We start from the raw sequence: 21,453 nt of genomic DNA on the forward strand, positions 1-21,453 counted from the left end.
GGCTCACGCCGGCACGTTGTCGGTGGTGCGCGCTGTCTCTATGCCGTCCATGCCGCTGGCCCCTTCCCCCGCACGCGCGGGGAACGTTGGGCTGGTGTTCTCGCGTAGTGGCGGCGTCGCTCCTGCCTCCTCCTCCGCCTCGGGCGCCACCAGCGCCGCGCCCTGGCCCTGGATGTACGGGTCCTTGATGTTCATCGCCGCGGTCTGCGCCGGCGTCGGGAAGTTGGGGTCGTCGCCGCCTGGGGTGGGCCGCCTATAGCCCGCGCCCTGCATGATGGCGTCGGCGATCGGCGCGATCATCGGCATCTGCGCCACCTGCGCGCCGCCCTGCATGGCCGCGAACGCTGCCTGCACACCGGTCTGCACCGCCTGGGCCATGACCTGCTTGATCTGCGCGTCGGTCAGCCGCTCCTTCATGTCGAGCTCGCGGGCCTTCAGATCGTGGCCGGCCAGCTTGACCTCCTGCGCCACGCGCTCCTGGATCTGCTTCTCGATGTCCTCCGGCGAGGCCTGCTGGCCCGCGGCGCGCAACGCTTCCACCAGGTCGCGCTTGAACGGCACGTCCATGAGGCTGGCGAGGAACGGCATGGCTGCGGCCTGGTACTGCGCCGGCAGGCTCTTGACGGCCTCGCTCATCGCGTTGAGTTGCTGACCGCGGTAGCTCGAGCTGCTCGGCACGTCCTCGAGCGCGACCTTCAGGCGCGTGCGCTGCAGGTCATTGGACAGGTAGGCCACGCCGGTCCTCGGATCGGTTTCGGGCTTGTTGATGAGGATCGTGCGATCGGGCGTGATGGCGTCGCCCTCGATGACGATGGTGTGCGGCTCGCGGCCCATGTCCTCCACGATCATTGCCAGCAGCAGCTCGCCGACCTGGGAGCGCGCGGCCTTGAAGTTGTCCATCAGGTGGGCGAGGCCCTGGTTCGCCTGCTCCACCTGCGTCTCTTCCTGCACGCCGCTGGTGGCTGTGCCGCGCCGGCCGGAGAACGCCGAGGCGGCCGCCGGCGACACGCGCTCCAGCGCCATGCGCGCGTCGTTGAGCATCTGCAATTGCTGGTCCGTGAGCTGCACGTCGCGCTTCACCTCGAACCGGGCGCCCGGCTGCGCCATGTGCGCCGGGTCCAACAAGATGTCGGCGTTGCGGCGCCCGACCTGGCGCCGCAGCTGCTCGTCGGTCATGGCCACCGCGCCTTTGGTGCGCTCCACGCGATAGGCGGTCATGCCCCACGTCATCGCCGCGGTGCCGCTGTTGAGGCGGTCCTGCTGGAAGATCATGCCGCGCACCAGGCCGTAGGGCACGCGCGTGCCGTCCTCGCGGTAGCCCCAGAACGGCACGTAGGGGAAGTGCCGATGGGTGTACGGGCTGGGGCCGTCGTGCAGGCGGTGCGGCCCGAGCCAGAAGCTGCGGCGCACGCGAGGGATGACAGCGTGCTGCGGCCGCACGAGACCACGCGCCAGCGAGTAGTTGTGCACCGGGTTGTCGGCGTCGTACTCCACCACGCGGCCGTCGGGCGATCGCAGGACCGTCGCCTCGGCCCAGCGGCGGTACCAGACCTCGGCCACGCTCATGTCCTTGCTGACCGGGTCGTACCAGTTGTGCTCGGCCACCGTCCAACCGCGCGCCGCATCCCAGGCGCCGGTCGTCAGCCCGGTAGAGCCACCGCCGTCGAGCGCTTCCGGAGACAGGTTCACCCACCAGGATTGGCCGTGCCGACCGCATTCGAGGATGAGCTCGCGATGCTTCGGGAACACCTTGGCGATGCGGCTCGGTTGCAGCCAACGCTCGCGGCGCAGGTATCGCGCATCGCTCAGGTCGTCCTCCTTGGCATAGAAGTCCCAGTGGATTTCGTTGCGGTGCACGGCAGAACACCGGTACGGGTACTTGAAGGGGTCCGACTCGCGCGAGACCTCCACCCAGCCGAGGCCCACGGCCGCCTGCGGGCGGAAGGCCTTCGAGCACGCCTGGTCGGCCTTCGAGTGTCGCTCTGCCTCGTTGAGTCGGAAGTTCAGGGCGTCGGCGACGTCCTGACCGTCCGGCTGCCCGTTGGGTGAGACGCGCCAGTCGGTGCGCACGGTGGCTTCGTAGCCCTGAATGGCCAGCAGCGCGGGCCCGATCAGGTCTTCCTTCGCCGGCGGAATGCCGAGGTCCTTCTGCGCACGCAGCAGCTCCGTGTCGAGCTGGTTGCCGTCGGCATAGTCGAGCTCCTTGTCTGCCACGCCACGCCACGGCGGCTGCTGCTCGATCTCGTAGATGAACTGGCGGTATTCCTCGAGGGTGAGCGCGCCGTCGGCGTCCATCTCCTCCTCCATGCTCGGGGTGGTGGTGCTGTTGTTCATGTTCATTGGGTGCTCCTACGCGCGCCAGTCGGAGACGGGCGCTTCGACGTAGGCGGTGTTCTGGGTGAGGTTGGCCAGCAGGCCCAGCTCTTTGGCCTGGGCCCATTGGCGCAGCGCGTCGGCGCCTTCCGTGCAGCCGTTGCTCTTGTCAGGCTGGTCGATGAAGCGGTTCTCAGAGGTGCTGTACTTCTTCTTGTAGCCCTGGATGCGCTCGATGCCCTGCTTCGTGCCATCGAGGTCGAAGAAGGCACCCTTGATGTGCTTGCGCACGCTGTAGATGCCGGTCATCAGCTCGGTGACGCGCGGCACGATGAAGAAGGCCTGGCCGGGCATCAGAAGCTGCAGCTGCTCTCGCGTGCTGCGGTTGTAGTCGCCGAGACGCTTGTGGTCGGCGTCGTGCGGCAGGAAGTGGCCACCATAGAGGTAGCCGCGCTCTTGGAGGTGCCGCGCATAGTGGCGCAGGTCCTCCTCGTGCTCCTCGTAGTAGCCGATGAAGCGGTCTTCGTTGCGCAGCATCTGCATGAACCAGATCGCCGTGCCGTCGCTGTTCCCGATGTCCCAGAACGTGAACACTGGCAGGTCCAGCAGCGGCACCTGGCAGATGGCGCCGCGCTTGCGCAGCAGCACCATGTCCTTCGCGTAGTAGTGGCCGGCGGTGGACTGCTGGAATGCCTCCTCGGGGGTCGAGGGGTACTCCTGCCACATGCGCTCCTCTTTGCCAGAGAAGTCGTTGCGCAGCTTCTCAACGTACCAGGCGCGCTGGCCCAGGTCGATCTTGACGTCGACCTTCGTCTCGAGCTCGTCGAAGTAGTCGTGCTGCTCGGGGCTGATCGGCACACCGACCGGGTCGATCGAGTAGTTCGGGTCCTGCCACCAAGCGTAGAAGTGGAAGCGGTACTGGCTGGGCGTGAGCTTGCGCGCTCCCGCCACCAGGGCCTGCGCGCGCTGGCATATCTCGTAGAACTCGCCCTCGGTACCTTCGGCGGTGCTCTCGATGACCAGGATGCCCGACAGCGGCACGGCCTGGAACGAGCCGGTGACGACTTCGTTGGCCTTCGCAGGGAACTTCGCGCAGATCTTCCCGAACTCGGAGACGTGCAGGCGGTGGATGGTGCCGCCGCGCACGCTGGTGGCCACGCGGATGCTGCTGTTGTTGTGGCCGAACAGCAGCTCCTTCGTGCTGGCGCGGGCGAGCGGGAAGCGCTGGCGGATTTCCTCGGGCAGGTGGTCGTAGGCGAACACAACCTTGTCGCGGAAGATGGCCTCGGCCGTCTCACGGTCCTGGGCGATCATGCCGCAGCGCTGGTTCCCGTTGAACAGGGCATGGTCGAGCCAGAGGATGGCAATCAGCGTGGTGAAGCCCAGCTGCCGGGCCTTGAGGATGGCGTTGCGGTGCCAGAGCCGCGTGATGAAGCGCCGCTGGGCCCGATTGGGCTTGAACGGCATGACGAAGGAATCGCCCTCGTCGATGATCTCGCCCGCATCGTTCTTGACCGGCTCGCCCTTGACGATGATCTGGTACAGACAGCCGCTGAACAGGCGCCATTCGGGGTCGCGCAGGCAGCGCTCGAGCTCCGCCGCATTGGTGGGCAGGATCTCGGCGTGCTTGGCGATGTGCGGCCCGCGCTTGGGCCGGCGCCGGTTGTCCCAGCGATGCCCGAGCTGCACGTCGACCGCGCGGCCGGCCTCTACGTCCAGCGCGGTGTCGTCTTCATCGAGCGTGCCGGCGTCGGCCAGGCTCGAGGCCTGCTTAGCCTGGACGGCCATCGTCGACATCCTCCCGCGGCATCAGGCTGTTGGGGCCCGTCGGGGCTTCTGGCGTCTCAGGGTCGTTGGCGACAGGCCGGAAGCCATTGCCGTTTCCGTTGGCAATGCTGTGCAGCAACGCGGCCAGCGGGTCGGTCTTCTGCTGGTTGTCCTTCTCGTAGAGGCCGAGGTGCTTGAAAAGCTTCTCCATCGCCGCGCCCTTGTCATGCATGGCGATCTCGATGCCGTACTTCGTCATCTTGGCGCCGGCGTAGAGCGCTTGCGCACGTGGCGACAGGCGGCGCGTGTCGGCCAGCACCGTGCGCGGATGGCCATCACCGCCGCAGTCCGGGCAGGCCGGATGCGGTGGCTTGAGTGGATCGAAACCGATGCCGCCCTTCTCGTCGAAGTCAGCCAGGCTGCCAGCCTTCAAGGCGTGGTGCTCCTGGTCGTGATTGAACTCGCCGATGGTGCGTTGGAACTTGAAGCCCTCGCCCCAGCAATGCCGGCAGCAACCGACCTTCACCTGCACCAGCTCTCGTGGGTCGGCCAGCATGATGTTCCACGCTTCCGTCACCACGCGATCGGCATCGACCTGGGTGCGCTCCTGTTGCAGCTTCCGTGCGGCAGCGATAGCAGCCTGGATGTACGGTTTTGACAGGTTCTCGGACGCCATTTGCCGGGCGCTGTCTGGGCTGTAGCCTGCTCGGATGGCAGCTTGGGTGCCGTTCAGGTCTACCAGGTACTCGTCGACGAAGCGCTGTTGGAGGTCAGTGACTACCAGCTGCGCGGGTTGGGATGCTGGTGCTGGTCGAGCTGGTCGAGCGGGCTTCTTCGCCGTCTTGGCGGGCGGAGCCTTCTTGCGCGCAGGTGCGCTCGCGGCCTTCTTGGCGGCTGCGGGCTTGGTGGTGGTCTTCTTCGGTGCGGGTGCCTGCTTCTTGGCAGGCTTGCGAGTTGCCATGCGCGCGAGTCTTCCCGCCCTTGGCCCAGGGGTCGAACCCTATAGGGGGACAATGCGCTGCAACCAAAACGAGGAGCGATTCATGATCGAGAACGAGATGCTGGTGCACGCATGCCTGCTGAAGGTCAGCGGGGGCCATGGGCGGACTCTTGACGACTATCAGATCAAGGTCTTGAAGACCGCCGGGCTGATCCAGGACTACGACGTGCCGAGCACCGACGACCCGAAGACTGCTGAGACCATCTTCAACTACCGGCTGACGCGAGCCGGGGAAGACTATCTCCGGCCGAAGGAAGAAAAATAGCCCACCGAGGGCGAACCTCGGTGGGCGAATCACCCGCAAGGTAGCAGGCGAGGAGACAACTGTCCGGCGAAAGCGCCGGGGGTTCGGTCCATCCGACTACGCACGCAATGTGCGCTGGACCGTGCGGTTCTCATCCCACCCTGAAACCCCTGGGATGCGCAAGGGGTCGATGCGGAGTGGCTTTCCCCCCACTCCAACGCCAGGGCTGACGCCATGTTCGGGGTCCGTGCTCGGTGAGGGAATGTTCTCGCGACTCGCCGACATGACGAATCCCTACAGGGGGCCTGCTCAGGTGGCGCTGAGATCCAGCCCGAAGCGGGCGGCGACGATCGCGCGGCCGACTGCAATGCGCGGCGTGGGGCCCTCAAGCCATGGGCCACCGGGAATGTTCGTGCCCGGCCTGCCGACGACAACAGCGCACCACTGAAGGTTCTTGCCTGGCATCGGGGAGGATTGGATGGCGTAGCGCTCGACGAGCTGCTCGAAGTCGGGCCAGATGCTGGCGAAAGCCTGGGCGCCGAGGGCCTTGGCCACCCAGGATTCCAGCTCTTTGCCGGCGAGTTCGGAGGTCTTGATGTTCACCAGGCCATTTTCGCTGGTGGTGTGAGGGTGGTGGCCGGTGCTGATCTCCGGCTCAAGGTGGCGCGCCTGTTTTCATAGCAGCCGGGAAACCGGCCTAGGAGGTCTGTCCACGCTGGTTCGCGCCCATGCGCCGCGCATCAGCCTGCGCATTCACCATCAAGAAAAAGAGCGGATCACCCGGCGGTCGGTATGTCGGTGGAGGTATCTCGGATTACCCTGGTCCACGCCCGGTTGCAGTTTTGCAGTGCCGCGCTCTTTCTTGATGGCCCCCGCTTCAGGGGCATCCCATGGGGCCGGCGCCTGCTCGCCTCGGCTTTCCCAATCCCTTCCTCCGTCCCTTCACCCGTTGCCCGGGTCGAATGCAGGTAGGTCCGGCAGTCACGCTTCACAAATGTCTGGTTGCGATGGACGGACTTGAACCGCCGACCTCTGGGTTATGAGCCCTGTGCTCTACCTGGCTGAGCTACACCGCGAGCGAACTTTGCCCCGTTGGCCGCCTTGGTGCCCGCCCTACAGGGGGTCTCGAACAGCTGGGCCTGGTTCGGGTCGATGCGCACCTCGAGGGCGGCGACCTGGCGGCGCAGGCGCTTCACCTCTTCACCAAGCTCGGCCGCCATGAGTGCAGTGTTGCGTCCCGTCTCGATGGCTGCGGCCTGCGCGGCGGCGCCGGCCATGAGGTTGGCGAGCGCACGGTCCTCGCGCGGCGTCAGCGTGAGAACCTCGTCGCCGATTTCGATCTTGACCATGCCGTCGGGCATCACGGTCTTCGACATCGGCCGGGCCGGCGGATGCTGCGGCGCCGGCACGTACACCCCGCGCTGCACGCGCAGGATGGCGCCGTCGTCGGCCAGGGTGCCCAGGCGGTCGTCGATCACGCTCAACTTCAGACCGGTGAGCTCGGCGAGCGTCTCGCGGGTGACGATCTGCTCCTGGTTGTTCAGGTCCTGCACGGCCTCGAGCACCAGTGCGGTTGTAGATTTGCGGGCATCTGCCATTCGATTGTTCTCCTCGTTAAATTCTGGCCAGCGCCCATTCAGCGGCGCGGCGCTCGCGTGGCGTGGCCGGCTGCATGCCCGCCACGATGTCTTGCCAGATGGCAACCATCCAGCGGTGGGCGGCTGCGAACCGCTCCACCTTCTCGGCGGCCGGCGCGGGCCCCTGGTCGAGCCAGCTATGGCAGCGCACGCATCCCCACACGGACCATTGGTCGTCTGCCTTGCGCGCGCCGGCCTTACCATGCACCGACTGATTGCTGTGGCAGGCCACGGTGGTGGCGGCGTCGCCTGTGCAGATACCCGGCACCTGCAGCAGGCAACGCTGACCCTTGGCCATGTTCAACAGCGCGCGGTTCTCCTGCTTCACGGTCTTCGGCATCGCCCCGCGAAAGTCGGCGTCGTTGATTGCAACCATGCTCACGATGCGGCCCGACATCGGCACCACCTTCGCAACCACCGTGATGTCCGGGCCCGAAGCGAGATCCACACCGACGACCTCGGGCCGACGGCGCTTGAACTCCGTGCGCATGAGTGGAGCGCTGCGCTTCATAGGCCGAAGTCCAGAACCAACGAAGGTTCGATCAGGCCCGGCATGTCGTCGATCCACACGTTGACGGCATAGCCGGCCTTGGCCGCGGCGTGCTTCTTGTACGGCCGACCGCCCGTGCACACGATGGGCACGCTGTCAGGCATGCGTGGCTCGCGCGAGAAGTCCGGCGGCGCACGGCGCGCGGTGACGCACACGACGGCGTGGCCGCGGGCCTGGGCCGTCGCAATGAACTGGCGCCACAGGTCTGGGTCGGCGGTGAAGGTGTCGTCGTAGTCCAGGCCGAAGAGGATGCGCTTCATGGCATGACCCGATCACACCAATGGCGCCAGAGGTCGGAAAAGATTGCGCCGCCGAGGAGTTGGCACACGGACTCGTAAGGAACGCTCATGACGTGTGCGATGGTTGGCGCGGCCTGCCTTTGCTCGCAGAAGCGGCGAAACACCTCGGCCGCCTGCTCGTGGGTAATGCCTCCTTCCAGCTGCGCCGCGGCCGGGCTCGGGAACAGAACGACCGTCACGGGCAAACCGCTCCGACGATTTCGCCCGTATCCGGGTCGACCTGCATCCGCTCCCACTGTTCGAAGCTGGCGGGGAACGTCACGCCGAGCTCGGTGGCGGCGAACGCGCTCACTCGGTCGATGAACCTGCTGTAGCCCTTCACGCCGAGGTCCTCGGAGCTGACGCGCACGCGCCGGCGCACCTTCTTGCCCGTGAGAGGGTTCTTGGTCGTGACGGTCTTGTAGCCCAGGTACTCCTCGCGGAAGTGCTCCTTCCAGACCTTGAGCGTGAACTGGGCCCCGTTCGGTCGCGCCTGCGCCGCGATCGTCTTCAGCACCACCCCGTGGTAGTACTTCCGCTGCCGATCGGTCTTCGCGTCTTCATGCAGGCGGATCTCGATTTCGAGGCGACGGCCCGCTGCCCACTGCTCCTTGCACCACGGCGCAACACGCTCGAGGAAGCTGGAGCGGGCCCGCTCCTGGTCGGGCCAAACAACAGTGAGGGCAAGGTCGGTCATCGAGCGGTTCTCCGGTAAGGCCACGCCACCATGGCGGCGTCGCGTTCGTGTTGGTTGCTGCGCCCGGCCCAGCGGGTCACGAGCGCGAAAGCCGCGGCATCCAGCTTGGCGCCCTTGGCGGTCGGGCTGATGCCGTGGGCGGGAATGCCGAGGTCGGCGCAGATGGCGGTGATGAGGGAGCACCAGGCGTCGATCTGCCCCACGTTGCGAGCGATCTTCAGCGCGGCTGCGCGGCTACCCGCGGTGGTCCACACCTTCGATTCAAGCCGGCTGTCCTCGAAGATCACGCGCGCCGGCGCGTGGTGGCGCAGGAAGTGCTCGATGGAGTGCGGCTCGATGGTGCGCAGCCACGTGAGCACGCCTTCGTCGAAGCAAGCCAGACCGGTGTTGGCGCCCGGGTCGATGCCGAGAATCTGGACCGTCAAAGCAGTGCCCCTTGCGGAGATGTGCGGAGCTGCTCGAGGCGTGCAGCCGCGACCTTCACCGCCTCGTGTCCGTCCTTCCAGTCCTCGCCCCAGATGGTGCGCAGCGCTGCCTTGTACTCCTCGCGGAGCGTACCGTCCTGGCGCGATCGCCAAAACTCGGGGCCGTTGGCGATGCCGCGCACCAGGCAGTCCCGGCAGTTCGCCGTGTAGCCTGGCCAGTCAGCGCGCACGGCTGCGCGGGTGCAGTTCGGGCACGTCATGCGCGGCGCCTTTCCGCATCGTTGGCAGCGTCAAGACCTGTAAAAGGCGTGGCGCGGTAGTTGCGCCAGCGATCGCCAGACCTCACTGCCTGTACCGTGGCCTGGCTCACCTCCATCTCGCGCGCGAGACACCGGGTGCTCCTCTCGCTTGTGAGGATCAGGGCGACCCGCTCGTCGTTGAGCTTCCCCGTGGCCTTGCGCTTGGCTGCCGCAATGGCGTTCCGGTGCAGCAGCGTCTTGGGCTTGCCCTTCAGCTTCACGCCGCGGTTGGCGCGCTGCATGTGCTCGAACAGCACGCAGTCGTCCGGATTCGCACAGGTCATCGTGATCGTGGTGGCGCGGTCGAGCTTCCGCTGCCTGACTCCCCAGATGCGCCGGCGCACAGAACGCTCGGTGCCCGCCCAGGCCGCGTACATGGCCGGGCCCCGGTCGGGGTCGATGCGCCCAGTCCACAACATGCAGCCGTCGATCGCACGGCAGCGGCCGTAGATCTCGTCCAGTTGCTCCTGCTTCGACGGGCCCCATGCCGCCACGGCGAGATGCCGGCTACCACCAAGGCGCACGAACTTCACTGCGCCGCTGGCCAGCAGTTCGTCGATGATCGGGCGCAGCATGCGGCGTGCGGTCTTGGTTCTTGCCAGGTCACTCCAGCGAACCGGCGTTTCCCGGATGCAGGCGAAAACCTCGTCCAGGTCGAATTTGATGATGGGACGGCGCGTGTTCATGCCGGTTCTGGCTCCTGGGTTGGAATAAAAGCGCCGTCGTTCGCCGGCACGAGGGCTGTGAAGTGCTTGGCGCACACCGCGAGGCGGCTCTGCTGCACTGCGCGATACCGATTGAAGGCTTCGCTGGTCGCGACCGAAAGCTCGCCGCGCTGGAGCAACGAGCGCTCCATGCAAGCGATCGCGTGCAACTGCTGCTGAGCGGACACAGCAACGCTCGTGATGGCTGTGGCATTGGTCATGCGGGAACTCCTTGTCGTTGCTCCACCGCGCGGCGAATGCGGGCGGTGTATTGCGGGAACGTCTCGCGGTTAACGCTGAGGTCGTGCTCGTTCCATCGGCCCAGGCCGAGCTCCTCGCCCTTCGCTTCGATGGTCGAGCGGTTGTCGTCCCAAGGTTTCTCGGGCATGCCCACGCCGGCGGCGATCTGTGCTGCCTCGCCAAGTTGTCGCTTCACGATGCCCAGCAGGTAGGCGAAGCCCTTGGGAGGGCTGGACTTGGCGCAGATGTCGGCTGCGGCCTCGAAGGTTTCGACAGGCACGCCCTTCGCGATCAGCGCGACGAGCTCGGGGTTCGACGGATTGACGTCGGCGACCTTGCGCGCCTTGATCGCACGGCAGACCTCCCCTGCCTTCGTTGGGCTTTGCCCATCCACCCCCACCGAACCGGCCGTAGTTCGGGCGTGGTGGGTGTTTTCTTCTTTACCAGTACTGGTTCCGGTTCCGGTTCCGGTGTCGTCTCTCCCGGTGCCATTCCGGGTGCCGTCCTGCTGATGTCCATCGTCTGTCTCATGGGACAGACCTGTCCTTTCCGCCTCCTTCCGTTGGCGGTACTCGGCCTTCCGGCGGCGCTCCGCCTCCCGGGCGGCCAGCATCTCCAGGACGCGCTTCGTCACCGTGTCGTGGTACAGGCGGCCGTCCTCGGCCTCCCACCAGCCGCGCATGAGCTTGGAACGCACCTTGACGAAGGTCTTCATGGGCATGCCGATGCGCACCGCGATGAGCTCGTCTTCGTTGGGCAGCGAGCCACAGGGCTCCTGGCGCCAGGCAGAAAGCCACAGCATCAGCAGCCACGGCTTCACGTCCGCCGGCGCCAGCGCCCACGTGTCTGATTGCTCAATGCGCTCGTGGTCCAGCTCGAAGCGCCAGCCCTTCGCGCGCGTTTCCGCGGGGTATGGAACTGGACGGGTCACGCAGCCAGCCTTTCCGCCTCGCGGCCGTAGTCGCTGTAGTTCGCTGCCACGAGGTAACGCATGGGCAACGGGCTCACCGAGTTGCCGCACATGCGCACCTGCGCCGTCTTCGTCAACACCTTGCCGGCGGCCGTGCGGTCGATCGTGTAGGTGGCAGGGAAGTCCTGGGCGTTGTAAAGCTCGCGCGGCGTGAGCATGCGGAAGCGGATGTCGACGATGACCCAGGGCTCCCCGCGGTACCAGACTGTCACCAGCGCCAAGCGGTCCTTGGTCGTGATGGTCGTGGCGGGGTCGCGTAGGTCGCTCCACTGGCCGCCAGAGCCGTGGTAGCGCATGAGGAACGCGGCACAGCGCAGCGCGCCCTCCTCGTGCTCCTTGCTCAGTTGGTACTGCACCAGGCCCTGGTGCTCGCCGCCGGCCGCAATAGTCGTGAGCGGCGCGCGCGCGTCGCGCCCTTCGCTGTGCTGCCGCAGGGTGGCCAAGTGCGCAACGACCAGTTGCTGCTGGCTGCCGCTTGTCGTGACTGCCGAGGACGGCTCACGCAGGTCCCGGGCGTGGGTGGTGTTGAAGCCCCCGTTCGCCTGCACCATGAACGCAGTGCTCAGCCCGTGCTTCAGGCCTCCGGCGACGACCGTGCCGAGCGGCTCGCGCAGGTTGAGCACGCGAGGCGCCTGCCCCTCCCGTTCGCCGTAGCCCATCTGAACCAGGACGGCCGCCGCCAATGCTGTCTCGCCGCCCTTGGCGGTGGTGATCGTGCGCGCGGGCTGCTGCACGTCGAAGGCGACATCGCGGGTATGCGTGACGGGCACCAGCGTGGGCGCCAGCTGCGCATGCGTGGTCGGAACCATGAAAGGGTCGGCGCTCTCTAGCACGAACTTACGCATGCCGTGCGCAATGCGCCGATGCGACGCGTCGACCAGCGGCTTCTTTCGGCCGAAGATGCTTTGCCCTTCGATGCTCCAGTCGATGCAGTCAGCGGCTGGGCGCCAGGCCTTGCGCTTCCCGTGCGGCTTCTTCGCGTGGGTGGGCTCGGGCCATACGATCGGCAAGCCATCACAGCGCGCGATCATGTAGAGGCGCGTGCGCGTGCTGTGCGCACCGTAGTCGGCATTGCAGATGACGCGCCATTGCACCGCGTAGCCCATGGCGCGCAGGCCTTCGACAAAGTGCTTCCAGTTGCGGCCGAGGTGCTTGCGGTCTGGCACCAGGAACTGGCGATGCCTCGGCACGTGCTCGCCCGGCTCCGCCACGCGGAAAGTCTTCCGCTTCGACACCGGGTCGACCACTTCGTCGAGGGTCAGAACGCGGCCGGTCTTCGGATCACGCTTCGCAATAAGCGGAGACCACTGCAACATCTGCTCGACGTTTTCGAGCGTGATGACGTCCGGCCGGACCTTGCCGCCCCAGCGGTGAACCACCCAGGCGAGCGAGCGGATCGCTTTCGAGCGCGGCTGGCCGCCCTTTGCCTGGCTGTGGTCGGTGCAATCCGGCGAGGCATGCAGCAGGCCAACCTGTTGGCCTCGTGTCACTGCAAGCGGATCAACCTCCCATACGTCGGCTCTGAAATGCTGCGTTTGCGGGTGATTGATTTCGTGCATGCCGATCGCGTCGGCGTCGTGGTTCACCGCGACATCGACGTGCCGGCCGATGGCCTGCTCGATGCCGGTGCTGGCACCACCGCCGCCGGCAAAGAGGTCGATCACCAGCTTCGCGGACAGCGCGAGAACGAATTGAGGGGTCAGCACGGGCGGGTCTCCGGAAAAAGTTGGGCCTGATCGGGCTGCGGGATGCGCAGCAGCTTCTGGCGCTTGTTGGTGTGGGGGTCGATACGGAAGCCGCGTTCTTCGAGGTGGCCTGCGGCCAGCAGCGAGTCGACGCGGCCGCACACGCCGTTGATCGGCATGCGGGCCTTCTGGCTAATCTGCTGGCGGCTCAGCGACACGCCGGGACGGAACAGGCGCATGACCTGCTCCTCCTTCGGCGACAGGTAGAGCGCCGGCGACAGGGAGCGGTAGGCTTCAGCAGAGGTTTCGGAGACGCTCATTGGCCACCAACCTTTCCCTGCAGGTCACGCAGCGCTTCGAGCGCCTGCTCGACATTGCGGACGGCACCCGGCAGACCGCGCCACGAAGACATCGGGTCGGCCTGCAGCGCGAACTTGATGGCGTGCACCTGGCTCTCGGTGGTTTGCCACCCGAGCACGTCGATGCCTGTCTCGTCCTGAAGTTTGGTGAGCTTGTCGACCAGCTCCTGATGCTTCTCGCCGCGCCGGCGCATCTCCTTCGCGATGCGCTCTTCGACGGTCTTGTCGACCTCGGCCAGCGCCGCGTTCTTGGCGCGATTCACCATGCCTTCGACGTCGCGCACTGGCTTCCGCAGCAGCGCGCCCAGGAACGTCCTGGTCACGGCCTTGGGTTCCAGCTTCGGCGCTGGCTTCAGCACCCGGGTCTTCACGCCGTTGAATTCCATGAAGCCCCAATTCGAGGGGATCTCATCCAGCTTGGCCACGTTGGGCGCTGCGAGAAGCCACCAGCGGTCCATGTACTGCATCACGGGCCAAGCCTTCTCCGGCTGCTTGAGCTCGCGCAACCAGTCGGAGCGCGCGGTCTTCACCTCGTATCCATTGAAGTCCATCCCGCGCGAGGGCCAGAGGTTCAGCACCACGATGTCGGCAGAGCGCGATGCGCTCGAGCCGGTGCCGTTGGCAACCTCGAACAGGCAGGCGTAGCCGTTCGCCTCGCTGTAGGTGGCGGCCATGTGGGCGTTCACCATCGGGGTGGTGACCTTGCCCGGATGAGAAGCCGGGGCTGCCTCGATCGCTGGTGCGCCGGCATCGAGAGCCTCCAACGCTTGGACCTCTACATCGTCAAGTTGCAGCTGGCTCATGCGGCCTCCAGGAGAGAAGGTTGGTGGCCAACGCGCTCCGCGAAGGCGATGCGTGCGCGCGCGATCGCGAGATAGCGCTCGTCAAGTTCGCAACCGATGAAGCGAAAGCCCTCAAGTACTGCGGCCTTGCCCGTGCTGCCGCTGCCCATGAATGGATCCAGCACGAGGCCGCCCGGCGGCGTCACAAGCCGGCACAGGTACCGCATCAGCTCCGTCGGCTTCACGGTCGGATGAAAGTTGCCCTGCTGCTTCGGCGCATGGTCCTCATCGCGTGGCGCGAGGTGCTGACCGCTGGTGTTGGACACCATGCCGCCTGTTTGCTGGGGCAGGTGCTCGCACCCTTCGCTTCGGTCCACGCCACCGGCTTTGGCGCAGTAGAAAAATCGCGCAGCACTGCCTTCGTCGTGTCGGGGTGCGCCAGGCTTCATCTGGAATGCACGAGAGTCATCCTCTTGCCGCGGGCTTCCCCGTCGCATCGCGCCGTAGACGTTTTGCGTCTTCCTGGCGCTGGCATCAGAACTCGCGTCCGCGAGTTGGCCCGGCGCATCTGGAAACGCTTCAACTACTTCCTCGCTGCCGTCATGGATGACATTGGCCGGCCACCGGCCGAGCTCGTGAGGTTGCCCGCACGGCGAGCCGTCGCGTATTTCGCTCTCGTGCCGGCGCGGCAATGCGCCCTTACCGAGGTTGGGGCGCATGGCCTCGGCAGGAACCCTGCAGCCGTCAATGTTGAGTGCCCCGGTGCCGTACACCTCCATGTTGGCGGCCACGCTGCGCCCTTTGTGCAGCGGCTTTCTCGCAACAACTATCGGCTCGTGCGCAGGCTTCAATGCCGTCCCCCAGCCCTTCCAGTCGCCGTCGAGATTTCGGGACTTAGGAAACCCCGAGCCGTACAGCCACATGATCTGGTCGCGGATCTCAAAGCCCGCGTCTTCGATGGCCACGACCATCCGGTGATAGGTGCGCGAGCCCGAGAAGCCCAGAAGGTGGCCGCCCGGCTTGAGCACCCGCAGGGCTTCGGCCCATGTCTCGGCGCGGAAGGCAACGTCACCGCCATCCCAGGCCATGCCCATGAAGCCGGTGCTGGTGGCGCCAGCGCGCGAGCGCGAGTAAGCGTTGTCTGCGCCCTTCCCACCGGGGCCGCCGCCGCTGTTCGTCAGGTGATACGGCGGGTCGGTCACGATGGCGTCGACGCTGGCTTCAGCCATGTCGCGCATCGCGGCCACGCAATCTCCCTGGTGAAGAACGAAGCGCTCCATCAGTGGTGCCCTCCCCGCTGCGCGAATTCGGGGCCCTCAAAAGGCCCTGTCAGTTTGCGCATCGCGTCGGTACGCTCCCCGTCATGAATCAACTTCTCCGCAACCATTTGTCGCCACGTCTTGCCGTAGCAGGTCAGGTAAATGAAGTCGCGCAGCAGCGTGGCCGTGTCGGTGTTGCTCAGAGCGCAGTGACGACGGAATACCTCGTCAGTCGTCTGGTCAACCTTGGTCTTCAGGTCCTCGGTCAGCTTTCCGAGTGGCCCGGCGATGCCTCGGGCGAAGGCCGGCTCTTGGTCTTGGTCGATGGTGGACATCTCGAACTCGTGGTGGGGGTGAAGTGGTCAGCCGATCGGCTGCAGGTCGGCGACGCGGGCAGCGAACACGTCGCGAAAGACGGTGTGGCGCCAACTGCCCTCGGGGAACGGGTTCGCCAGGGCGAGCTCTTCGCCCCGTTCGGCGGCCTGCGCGGCGACGTCGGCGACCTCTTCGTGGCTCAGTGAAGAGAGAGGCTTGACGTGCATCACACGACCTCCTTTGCGGTGGCAGCGACGTCGAGGACTGGACGACCCTTGGGGTGCGGCCAGTTCTTGTCAGGCACGCGCAACCACGGCGCTTCGGGGCGCAGTTGCTCGCAGACATAGCGGCCGTTCGTCGCGCGTTCGATCGTTGGGCAGTGGTGCTCCGGTATCGCCTTCCAGCCGTGCACGGTGGGCACAGCGAGGCGAACCATCCGAGCTACGGCCGTTGGGCCGCCGAGGTCTTGAACAGTGATCATGCGGCACATTCTAAGGTGCGCCTAAGATTCACCGCAAGGTGTGCCTAATGCTTTTTTTATTAGGATGGCCTAATGACCACCCTTCAGCAACGCTTCCGCATGCTCGCGCGCGAGCGACCTGACATATCGCAGGCGGACCTGGCGCGCGCCACTGGCGCCAAGCCGCCATCTGTGAACGCCTGGTTCAGCGGCGAGACGAAGACCATGAAGGCAGTGACTGCGGCGAAGGCAGCAGAGCTCTACGGTTGCAACACGCTATGGCTTTCCGATGGCGTTGGGCCAATGTGGCCGTCGTCGCACGCTGCTGCGCTACCACCTGGCCCACCTTCACCTGCTGCCGACGCGCCAGTCGAGAGCGAAAGTGAGGTCGTGATCGTCCAGTACGAGGTGAGCGGCGGGATGGACACCAGGGGCAAGCTGCTGCTGGAAGCTGAGCCGCCCGGCATCATCAAGAGCTGGAAGGTGGATCGCGAGTGGCTGCAGCTCAATGTGCGGTCGTACACGAGCCTTCAAAATCTGTGCATCGTGACGGGCTTCGGCCCATCCATGCGCGGCATGTTCAACCCTGGTGACCCCTTGCTGATGGACCGCGGCGTCAACCGCGTCGACCACGAAGGCGTGTACTTTTTCCGCGTCGGCGACGAGGGCTACATCAAAATTCTGCAGCGCGTCCCCGAGTTCAACGGGCCCGGCTTCATCCTGCGCGTGATCTCCAAGAACGAAGACTTTCCGCCATACGACCTCTCGCCGAAGAATCCGCACCTCCAGATCATTGGCAAGATTCTGACGGTGTGGAAGAGCGAGCAATACTGAACTCGCTACCCGAGCGACCACATCTGGAGCCCGCCGCGTGCGGGCTTTTTTTCGCGCGTCACAAACTGATCTTAGGCAGCCTTGAAAGAAATATTAGGCACACCTATTGACGTCAGCATTCGGCACACCTAAGATTTGCGCCGCGGCCACCGAATGGCACGCGAGGAGCGCAAATGCAAAACAACCACGGGCGAACCGCCCACCCCAAGCCGGCCGCGGTTTCGCCGCCTGGCGCTGACTTCACCGAAGAGCAACTGATCGCCTTCGACCGCGCCTATGCGGTCGCCAAGGACACCGGCGCACTGGACCAGATGCGGGTCGCGGCCGCCGTGAGCCTGGAGCTCTCCCACAACCGCTCGGCGAGGCTGGCATGAAGGCTGTCCTGCAAGCCCAGCTGCTGGAAATCCAGCGCCAGATCGCCGCCATGCGCCGCCGCTACGCCGAGGTGCGTCGCGAGCGCGCCATGGCGCCACTCGAATGGTGTGCAGCATGAGCCGCCGCATCGATTCCTCCGTGCTCGCCGTGATCGAGCGCGCTGACACCAGCGGCAACGCGCTCCGCCTGGTTGGACAGCTCGATCGCAAGACCTACTCCGCCGTGAATGGTGTCCTCGAGGCCGTCGGCGGCCGCTGGGACCGCAAGGCGAAGGCTCACCTGTTTGCCTGCGATGCCGATGACGCGCTCGAGCAGATTCTGCTGACTGGCGAGGTCCTCACGACGAAGACCAAGCAGCAGGAGTTCGGCTTCTTCGAGACGCCGGACGCGATCGCCCGCGGGGCCGTGGCCGCCGCCCTCGTCCCGCCCGGCGCGCTGGTGCTGGAGCCATCGGCCGGGCACGGCGCTATCGCCCGCCTTTTGCGCACCGCTGGCGCCACCGTGCGCTGCATCGAGTTCCTGCCGGAGAACGTCAGCGAACTGATCGGCCAAGGTTTCGAAGTGCAGGAGGCCGACTTCCTGACGGTAGCGCCGACCGCCATTTACGACCGCGTGGTGATGAACCCGCCGTTCGCGAAGCAGGCGGACATCAAGCACGTCACGCACGCGCTCCAATTCCTCAAGCCCGGCGGCCGACTGACCTCGATCATGTCGAACGGGCCCACGTTCCGCACCGATCGCCGAACGGTCGAGTTCAACGATCTCATTCGCTCGCTGGGCGGCACTGTCGAGCCGCTGCCCGAGGGCGCCTTCAAGGCGTCTGGAACGATGGTCAGCACGATCATGGTCACAGCGGAGATCGAAGCGTGAGCGCCGCCCGCCGCACCCCCGCACAGCTCGCTGTGGACTGGGCCCTCGGCACCCTCGCCTGCATCGTCCTGTTGGTGCTCATGGCCTGGATGGACAGCAAACAGTCGGAAACCGCCGCGCTGCGCCAGTCGAGCACGGGCTCCAACGATCGCGCCATCGAGCACGCGGCCGTGAAAGGCACGCGATGACCCGTGCCCGTCTCACCAACCTCCTCGCCGACCCGCACAAGGTGGTCACCGCCGCTTGCGCGCTGGCCGGCCTCTTCGTCATCGCCCTCCTCATCTACGAAAGGATCGCATCGTGAGCGTTCGCCTTGTCCATCCGCCGCGCCCGCACGCCGGCGTCACCGCACCGACCGGCTTTCCGCCGGCGGCCAACGATGAGGCCATCGGAGGCCTCTGGTTCCCCTCCACCGCTCGCGACTACCTGATCGTCGGCGCCCTGGTGTTGCTGCTGGTCCTGGCCGCCGTGCTGCTCGCCATGTACGGCGAAGGCCCGCGCGATTCCTGGTTCGCTCTCTGGGGCACCGCAAAGTGACTGCCGCACTCGCCCACACAGAGTCGGAGGTTCTCGCGCCGCAAGCGCCAGTGGTCCTCCCACCACGCAATGAGATTGCGACGGTCATGCACGCCATCACGGCGGCCGCCAACGACCCGAACGTCGACATCGACAAGATGGAGCGGCTGTTGAGCATGCACGAGCGCATGCACGCCCGCGCCAACGAACAGAAGTTCAACGCGGCGATGACCAAGGCACAGGCGGCCATGGGTCCGATCTCGGCCGACGCCGTCAATCCGCAGACCCGCAGCACCTATGCCAGCTACGCGCAGCTCAACCGCGCCCTACGCCCGATCTACACGAAGAACGGCTTCGCGCTCAGCTTCGACACTGCCACCAGCGACCAGGCGGGCCACGTCCGAATCCTCTGCTATGTCTCGCACGCGGCCGGCCACATGCGCACCTACAAGTGCGACATGCCCGCCGACGGCAAGGGCGCCAAGGGCGGCGACGTGATGACCAAAACCCACGCTTCCGGCTCGGCCATGACCTACGGCCAGCGCTACCTGCTGAAGCTGATCTTCAACGTGGCCATCGGCGAGAACGACGACGACGGCAATGGTGCCGACCCCGGCCCCAACGACCCGAGACAGGTCAGTGATGCGGATCGCCTCGCCGATTCGCTGTTCCATCGCCTCCAGGGCACCAAGACCGATGGCGAAGCCGCGGCACTGTGGGCAGAAGGATGCGTCGCGCTGGCGGATACGAAGCGCCGCGACCTCTATACAGAGTTCAAGGACGCGGTCATCGCGCACCGCCGAAAGCTGAAGGCTGGAGGCCGCCCGTCGTGATCCTGCTGAACTACACCCAAGGCAGCGAAGACTGGCTGCGCGCGCGCTGCGGCGTGGCCACGGCCTCCCGATTCAGCGAGGCGCGCGAAAAGGTCGGCGGCCTGACCGACCAGCAGCGCGTCTATGTCGAAGCGCTGCAGCTGGGCATGGATGAGCCTGATGCGCGCGCCAAGGCCGGCTACAAGACCAAGCCGGTGGCGGGGGGCATCGCCAAGGCGCTGAACGGCGAGCCGACTGAAGAGCCCGGCGCCGCGGCGATCAAGTACGCATGGCTCGTGGCCTTCGAAACGATCAGCCGCGAACCGCTCGACGACACATTTGTCACGTACGCAATGCGCCGTGGGCGGGATCTCGAACCCAGGGCGCGCATGGTCTACGAGAAGCGCACGGGCGCGCTGGTTGAGGAAGTCAGCCTGATCCTGACCGATGACGAGCGGTTTGGGTATTCGTCCGATGGCCTGATCGACGACGAAGGCATGGTCGAAATCAAATGCCCGTTCTCGTGCGACAAGCTGGGGCAGGTTTGGGCCAGTCCAGAAACCGCGCACCTCGAATACATCGACCAGATCAACGGCGGCCTCTGGATCACCGGACGCCAGTGGTGCGACCTGGTGGTGTATTGCCCGTGGCTGGAGCCGGTGGGCAAGGACCTGTTCGTCAAGCGCATCTATCGCAACGAAGACGCCATCGCCGCTCTCGAAGCCGACCTGATCGGCTTCATGCGGCTGGTCGACAGCCACCTCGAGGTGCTGCGCACGCCCACAAAGATGTCCGGCGCCCCCAGGGTTGCGCCGGCGGACGCGCCCGCGCCCGCCGTCGTGAGCGCCACGCCCCCCGCTCTGGCTCCCGCATCCGAGATTCCCCTGTTCCCCGAACCCGCCGCGCCCGTGCGCAGCGGCCGCCCCGTTGTCGACAACCCATTTTGAGAGGCCCTATGTCCGAGGTATCCACCCCCACCCCAACCGAAGTGGCCGTCAAGCCGCACACCATCGCCCAGGCGGCGCTTGCTCTCTTCTCCCCGCTGGAGACCGATGTCACCACGCTGGCAGATCGCCACCGCAACGTCGTCTTCGACATGACCACGCCGAAGGGCTTCAAGGCCGCCAAGGACGCGCGCCTGGAGTTGCGCGAGTCCGGCCGGTTCGCAGTTCAGCGCCTGCGCGACAAGACGAAAGACCAGCTCAACGACTGCAAGAAGGTCATCGAAGACGAGGCCACGCGCTTGATCGAAATCGTAGAGCCCGTCGAAACCTTCATCGACGGCCAGATCAAGGTGCACGAGAAGAAGCTGGCCGACGAGAAGGCCGAGCGCGAGCGCATCGAAGCCGAGCGCAAGCAGAAGCACCTGGACGCCATCGCCAAGATCGAGGGCTATGTGGCCATGGCCGAGGGGCTGCCCATCGAACGCATCGAAGCCGGGTTGGCCTACGTGCGTGACATCGATGTGAGCGCAGAGGTCTTCGCGGACTTCGCAGTCCGCGCCTCGGCGCAGAAGGACGCGACCATCCGCGCTCTGGAAAAGATGATCGCCGAAGCGCGCGAGCGCGCCGCAGCAGAGACGCTGCGCCAGGAGAACGAACGGCTGCAGGCCCAACTCGACGAACTGAAGCGCCAGCAGCCCGCCGCGGCGCCGGCAACAGAGCCGACCGACACGCCAGCCGCGCAAGTGGAAGAGCAGCGCCAAGAGGCCGAGCCAGTGCGCCCGCGGCCGACGCTGGCCAGCTACTCCGTCCGCCGTGCGGTGCACGCACCGGTTGCTGCGCCGGCGCCGATCCAGCAGGCCCTGCCAGTTGCGCCCGCCGCCAACGAATCCGCCGACCAAGGCGCGCCCACGTTGCGCATCGGCGTCATCGCCGAGCGGCTCGGGTTCGCCTTGACCGCCGAGCAGCTGCGCGGCCTGGGCATCGAGCCCGCCTCCCGTGAGCGCGGCGCCACGCTCTATCACGAGCACCAGTTTCCGCAAATCTGCGACGCCCTCGCGCGCCGCGCCGCAGAGGCCAAGGCCGCGCATCTGCAGCCGCTTGCGGCCTGAATCACCACC

At 66.2% G+C, this 21,453-nt stretch carries 30 protein-coding genes and 1 tRNA gene; 10 read left to right on the forward strand and 21 right to left on the reverse strand.

Going from position 1 to position 21,453, the window contains the following annotated elements:
- Window positions 1-3 precede the first annotated feature (3 nt).
- The 3 genes from ACZYSP_RS07305 to ACZYSP_RS07315 are packed head-to-tail and all read right to left on the reverse strand — an operon-like array spanning window position 4 to window position 5,041.
- Window positions 4-2,340 carry a portal protein gene (locus tag ACZYSP_RS07305; RefSeq protein ID WP_489013380.1) on the reverse strand — a complete coding sequence of 779 codons (2,337 nt, stop codon included), beginning with the start codon at window positions 2,338-2,340 and terminating at the stop codon, window positions 4-6.
- A 9-nt stretch (window positions 2,341-2,349) separates the two neighbouring features.
- Complete coding sequence (locus ACZYSP_RS07310) at window positions 2,350-4,101, reverse strand: terminase (RefSeq protein WP_489013382.1); 1,752 nt, start codon at window positions 4,099-4,101, stop codon at window positions 2,350-2,352.
- Complete coding sequence (locus ACZYSP_RS07315; RefSeq protein ID WP_489013384.1) at window positions 4,085-5,041, reverse strand: terminase small subunit; 957 nt, start codon at window positions 5,039-5,041, stop codon at window positions 4,085-4,087. Before ACZYSP_RS07315 ends, ACZYSP_RS07310 begins: the two co-directional genes overlap by 17 nt.
- An 82-nt stretch (window positions 5,042-5,123) precedes the next feature.
- Here ACZYSP_RS07315 and ACZYSP_RS07320 point away from each other — a divergent pair, with 82 nt between their 5' ends.
- Entirely contained in the window at window positions 5,124-5,345 is a 222-nt protein-coding gene (locus tag ACZYSP_RS07320) for a hypothetical protein (protein ID WP_489013386.1), read from the forward strand.
- Window positions 5,346-5,633: 288 nt separating this feature from the next.
- On the opposite strand, the gene ACZYSP_RS07325 is transcribed toward ACZYSP_RS07320, so the two are convergent.
- The 18 genes from ACZYSP_RS07325 to ACZYSP_RS07410 form a co-directional block, all read right to left on the reverse strand.
- Entirely contained in the window at window positions 5,634-5,927 is a 294-nt protein-coding gene (locus tag ACZYSP_RS07325; protein ID WP_489013388.1) for a hypothetical protein, read from the reverse strand.
- A gap of 396 nt (window positions 5,928-6,323) precedes the next feature.
- A tRNA-Met gene (locus ACZYSP_RS07330) sits at window positions 6,324-6,400 on the reverse strand.
- A gap of 538 nt (window positions 6,401-6,938) precedes the next feature.
- The gene (locus ACZYSP_RS07335) at window positions 6,939-7,472 is read right to left on the reverse strand and encodes a nuclease domain-containing protein (RefSeq protein ID WP_489013390.1); all 534 of its coding nucleotides are present in this window, start codon (window positions 7,470-7,472) and stop codon (window positions 6,939-6,941) included.
- Window positions 7,469-7,771 carry a hypothetical protein gene (locus ACZYSP_RS07340; RefSeq protein WP_489013392.1) on the reverse strand — a complete coding sequence of 101 codons (303 nt, stop codon included), beginning with the start codon at window positions 7,769-7,771 and terminating at the stop codon, window positions 7,469-7,471. The genes ACZYSP_RS07335 and ACZYSP_RS07340 overlap by 4 nt, the downstream gene beginning before the upstream one ends.
- A complete protein-coding gene (locus ACZYSP_RS07345) occupies window positions 7,768-7,989 on the reverse strand; it encodes a hypothetical protein (RefSeq protein WP_093429329.1) in 222 nt (73 codons plus the stop codon). The genes ACZYSP_RS07340 and ACZYSP_RS07345 overlap by 4 nt, the downstream gene beginning before the upstream one ends.
- A complete protein-coding gene (locus ACZYSP_RS07350; RefSeq protein WP_093303740.1) occupies window positions 7,986-8,486 on the reverse strand; it encodes a NinB/YbcN family protein in 501 nt (166 codons plus the stop codon). The genes ACZYSP_RS07345 and ACZYSP_RS07350 overlap by 4 nt, the downstream gene beginning before the upstream one ends.
- Window positions 8,483-8,911, reverse strand: coding sequence for a RuvC family protein (locus ACZYSP_RS07355; protein ID WP_489013396.1), 429 nt, complete (start codon window positions 8,909-8,911; stop codon window positions 8,483-8,485). The genes ACZYSP_RS07350 and ACZYSP_RS07355 overlap by 4 nt, the downstream gene beginning before the upstream one ends.
- Entirely contained in the window at window positions 8,908-9,171 is a 264-nt protein-coding gene (locus ACZYSP_RS07360) for a hypothetical protein (RefSeq protein ID WP_489013398.1), read from the reverse strand. Before ACZYSP_RS07360 ends, ACZYSP_RS07355 begins: the two co-directional genes overlap by 4 nt.
- Entirely contained in the window at window positions 9,168-9,896 is a 729-nt protein-coding gene (locus tag ACZYSP_RS07365; RefSeq protein ID WP_489013400.1) for a hypothetical protein, read from the reverse strand. Before ACZYSP_RS07365 ends, ACZYSP_RS07360 begins: the two co-directional genes overlap by 4 nt.
- Window positions 9,893-10,135, reverse strand: a complete 243-nt coding sequence (locus ACZYSP_RS07370) for a hypothetical protein (RefSeq protein ID WP_489013402.1) — start codon at window positions 10,133-10,135, stop codon at window positions 9,893-9,895. The genes ACZYSP_RS07365 and ACZYSP_RS07370 overlap by 4 nt, the downstream gene beginning before the upstream one ends.
- On the reverse strand, window positions 10,132-11,085 hold the full coding sequence (locus ACZYSP_RS07375) for a hypothetical protein (protein ID WP_489013404.1): 954 nt from the start codon (window positions 11,083-11,085) through the stop codon (window positions 10,132-10,134). The genes ACZYSP_RS07370 and ACZYSP_RS07375 overlap by 4 nt, the downstream gene beginning before the upstream one ends.
- Window positions 11,082-12,830, reverse strand: a complete 1,749-nt coding sequence (locus ACZYSP_RS07380) for a DNA cytosine methyltransferase (protein ID WP_489013406.1) — start codon at window positions 12,828-12,830, stop codon at window positions 11,082-11,084. Before ACZYSP_RS07380 ends, ACZYSP_RS07375 begins: the two co-directional genes overlap by 4 nt.
- Window positions 12,824-13,129, reverse strand: a complete 306-nt coding sequence (locus tag ACZYSP_RS07385) for a hypothetical protein (RefSeq protein ID WP_489013408.1) — start codon at window positions 13,127-13,129, stop codon at window positions 12,824-12,826. Before ACZYSP_RS07385 ends, ACZYSP_RS07380 begins: the two co-directional genes overlap by 7 nt.
- Window positions 13,126-13,971 (reverse strand): hypothetical protein, encoded by an 846-nt coding sequence (locus tag ACZYSP_RS07390; protein WP_489013410.1) that lies wholly within the window; start codon window positions 13,969-13,971, stop codon window positions 13,126-13,128. The genes ACZYSP_RS07385 and ACZYSP_RS07390 overlap by 4 nt, the downstream gene beginning before the upstream one ends.
- Window positions 13,968-15,230 (reverse strand): DNA-methyltransferase, encoded by a 1,263-nt coding sequence (locus ACZYSP_RS07395; RefSeq protein ID WP_489013412.1) that lies wholly within the window; start codon window positions 15,228-15,230, stop codon window positions 13,968-13,970. The genes ACZYSP_RS07390 and ACZYSP_RS07395 overlap by 4 nt, the downstream gene beginning before the upstream one ends.
- A complete protein-coding gene (locus ACZYSP_RS07400; protein ID WP_205367246.1) occupies window positions 15,230-15,544 on the reverse strand; it encodes a hypothetical protein in 315 nt (104 codons plus the stop codon). Before ACZYSP_RS07400 ends, ACZYSP_RS07395 begins: the two co-directional genes overlap by 1 nt.
- A 27-nt stretch (window positions 15,545-15,571) precedes the next feature.
- Window positions 15,572-15,751, reverse strand: coding sequence for a hypothetical protein (locus tag ACZYSP_RS07405; protein ID WP_489013415.1), 180 nt, complete (start codon window positions 15,749-15,751; stop codon window positions 15,572-15,574).
- Window positions 15,751-16,005, reverse strand: coding sequence for a YdaS family helix-turn-helix protein (locus ACZYSP_RS07410; RefSeq protein WP_489013417.1), 255 nt, complete (start codon window positions 16,003-16,005; stop codon window positions 15,751-15,753). The genes ACZYSP_RS07405 and ACZYSP_RS07410 overlap by 1 nt, the downstream gene beginning before the upstream one ends.
- A gap of 99 nt (window positions 16,006-16,104) precedes the next feature.
- On the opposite strand from ACZYSP_RS07410, the gene ACZYSP_RS07415 reads away from it, so the two are divergent.
- The 9 genes from ACZYSP_RS07415 (at window position 16,105) to ACZYSP_RS07455 (ending at window position 21,444) form a co-directional block, all read left to right on the forward strand.
- A complete protein-coding gene (locus ACZYSP_RS07415) occupies window positions 16,105-16,818 on the forward strand; it encodes a LexA family transcriptional regulator (RefSeq protein WP_489013419.1) in 714 nt (237 codons plus the stop codon).
- 173 nt (window positions 16,819-16,991) lie between these two features.
- Window positions 16,992-17,192, forward strand: coding sequence for a hypothetical protein (locus ACZYSP_RS07420; RefSeq protein WP_489013421.1), 201 nt, complete (start codon window positions 16,992-16,994; stop codon window positions 17,190-17,192).
- A complete protein-coding gene (locus tag ACZYSP_RS07425; protein WP_309953216.1) occupies window positions 17,189-17,311 on the forward strand; it encodes a hypothetical protein in 123 nt (40 codons plus the stop codon). The genes ACZYSP_RS07420 and ACZYSP_RS07425 overlap by 4 nt, the downstream gene beginning before the upstream one ends.
- The gene (locus tag ACZYSP_RS07430) at window positions 17,308-18,063 is read left to right on the forward strand and encodes a methyltransferase (protein ID WP_489013424.1); all 756 of its coding nucleotides are present in this window, start codon (window positions 17,308-17,310) and stop codon (window positions 18,061-18,063) included. Before ACZYSP_RS07425 ends, ACZYSP_RS07430 begins: the two co-directional genes overlap by 4 nt.
- Window positions 18,060-18,251, forward strand: coding sequence for a hypothetical protein (locus ACZYSP_RS07435; RefSeq protein WP_489013426.1), 192 nt, complete (start codon window positions 18,060-18,062; stop codon window positions 18,249-18,251). The genes ACZYSP_RS07430 and ACZYSP_RS07435 overlap by 4 nt, the downstream gene beginning before the upstream one ends.
- 112 nt (window positions 18,252-18,363) lie before the next feature.
- The gene (locus ACZYSP_RS07440) at window positions 18,364-18,600 is read left to right on the forward strand and encodes a hypothetical protein (RefSeq protein WP_489013428.1); all 237 of its coding nucleotides are present in this window, start codon (window positions 18,364-18,366) and stop codon (window positions 18,598-18,600) included.
- Between the two features lie 86 nt (window positions 18,601-18,686).
- A complete protein-coding gene (locus ACZYSP_RS07445) occupies window positions 18,687-19,412 on the forward strand; it encodes an ERF family protein (protein ID WP_489013430.1) in 726 nt (241 codons plus the stop codon).
- The gene (locus ACZYSP_RS07450; RefSeq protein ID WP_489013432.1) at window positions 19,409-20,338 is read left to right on the forward strand and encodes a lambda exonuclease family protein; all 930 of its coding nucleotides are present in this window, start codon (window positions 19,409-19,411) and stop codon (window positions 20,336-20,338) included. The genes ACZYSP_RS07445 and ACZYSP_RS07450 overlap by 4 nt, the downstream gene beginning before the upstream one ends.
- Window positions 20,339-20,346: 8 nt before the next feature.
- Entirely contained in the window at window positions 20,347-21,444 is a 1,098-nt protein-coding gene (locus ACZYSP_RS07455; protein WP_489013434.1) for a hypothetical protein, read from the forward strand.
- The last annotated feature ends 9 nt before the right edge of the window (window positions 21,445-21,453 follow it).

The organism is Variovorax sp. F042 (assembly GCF_057814215.1).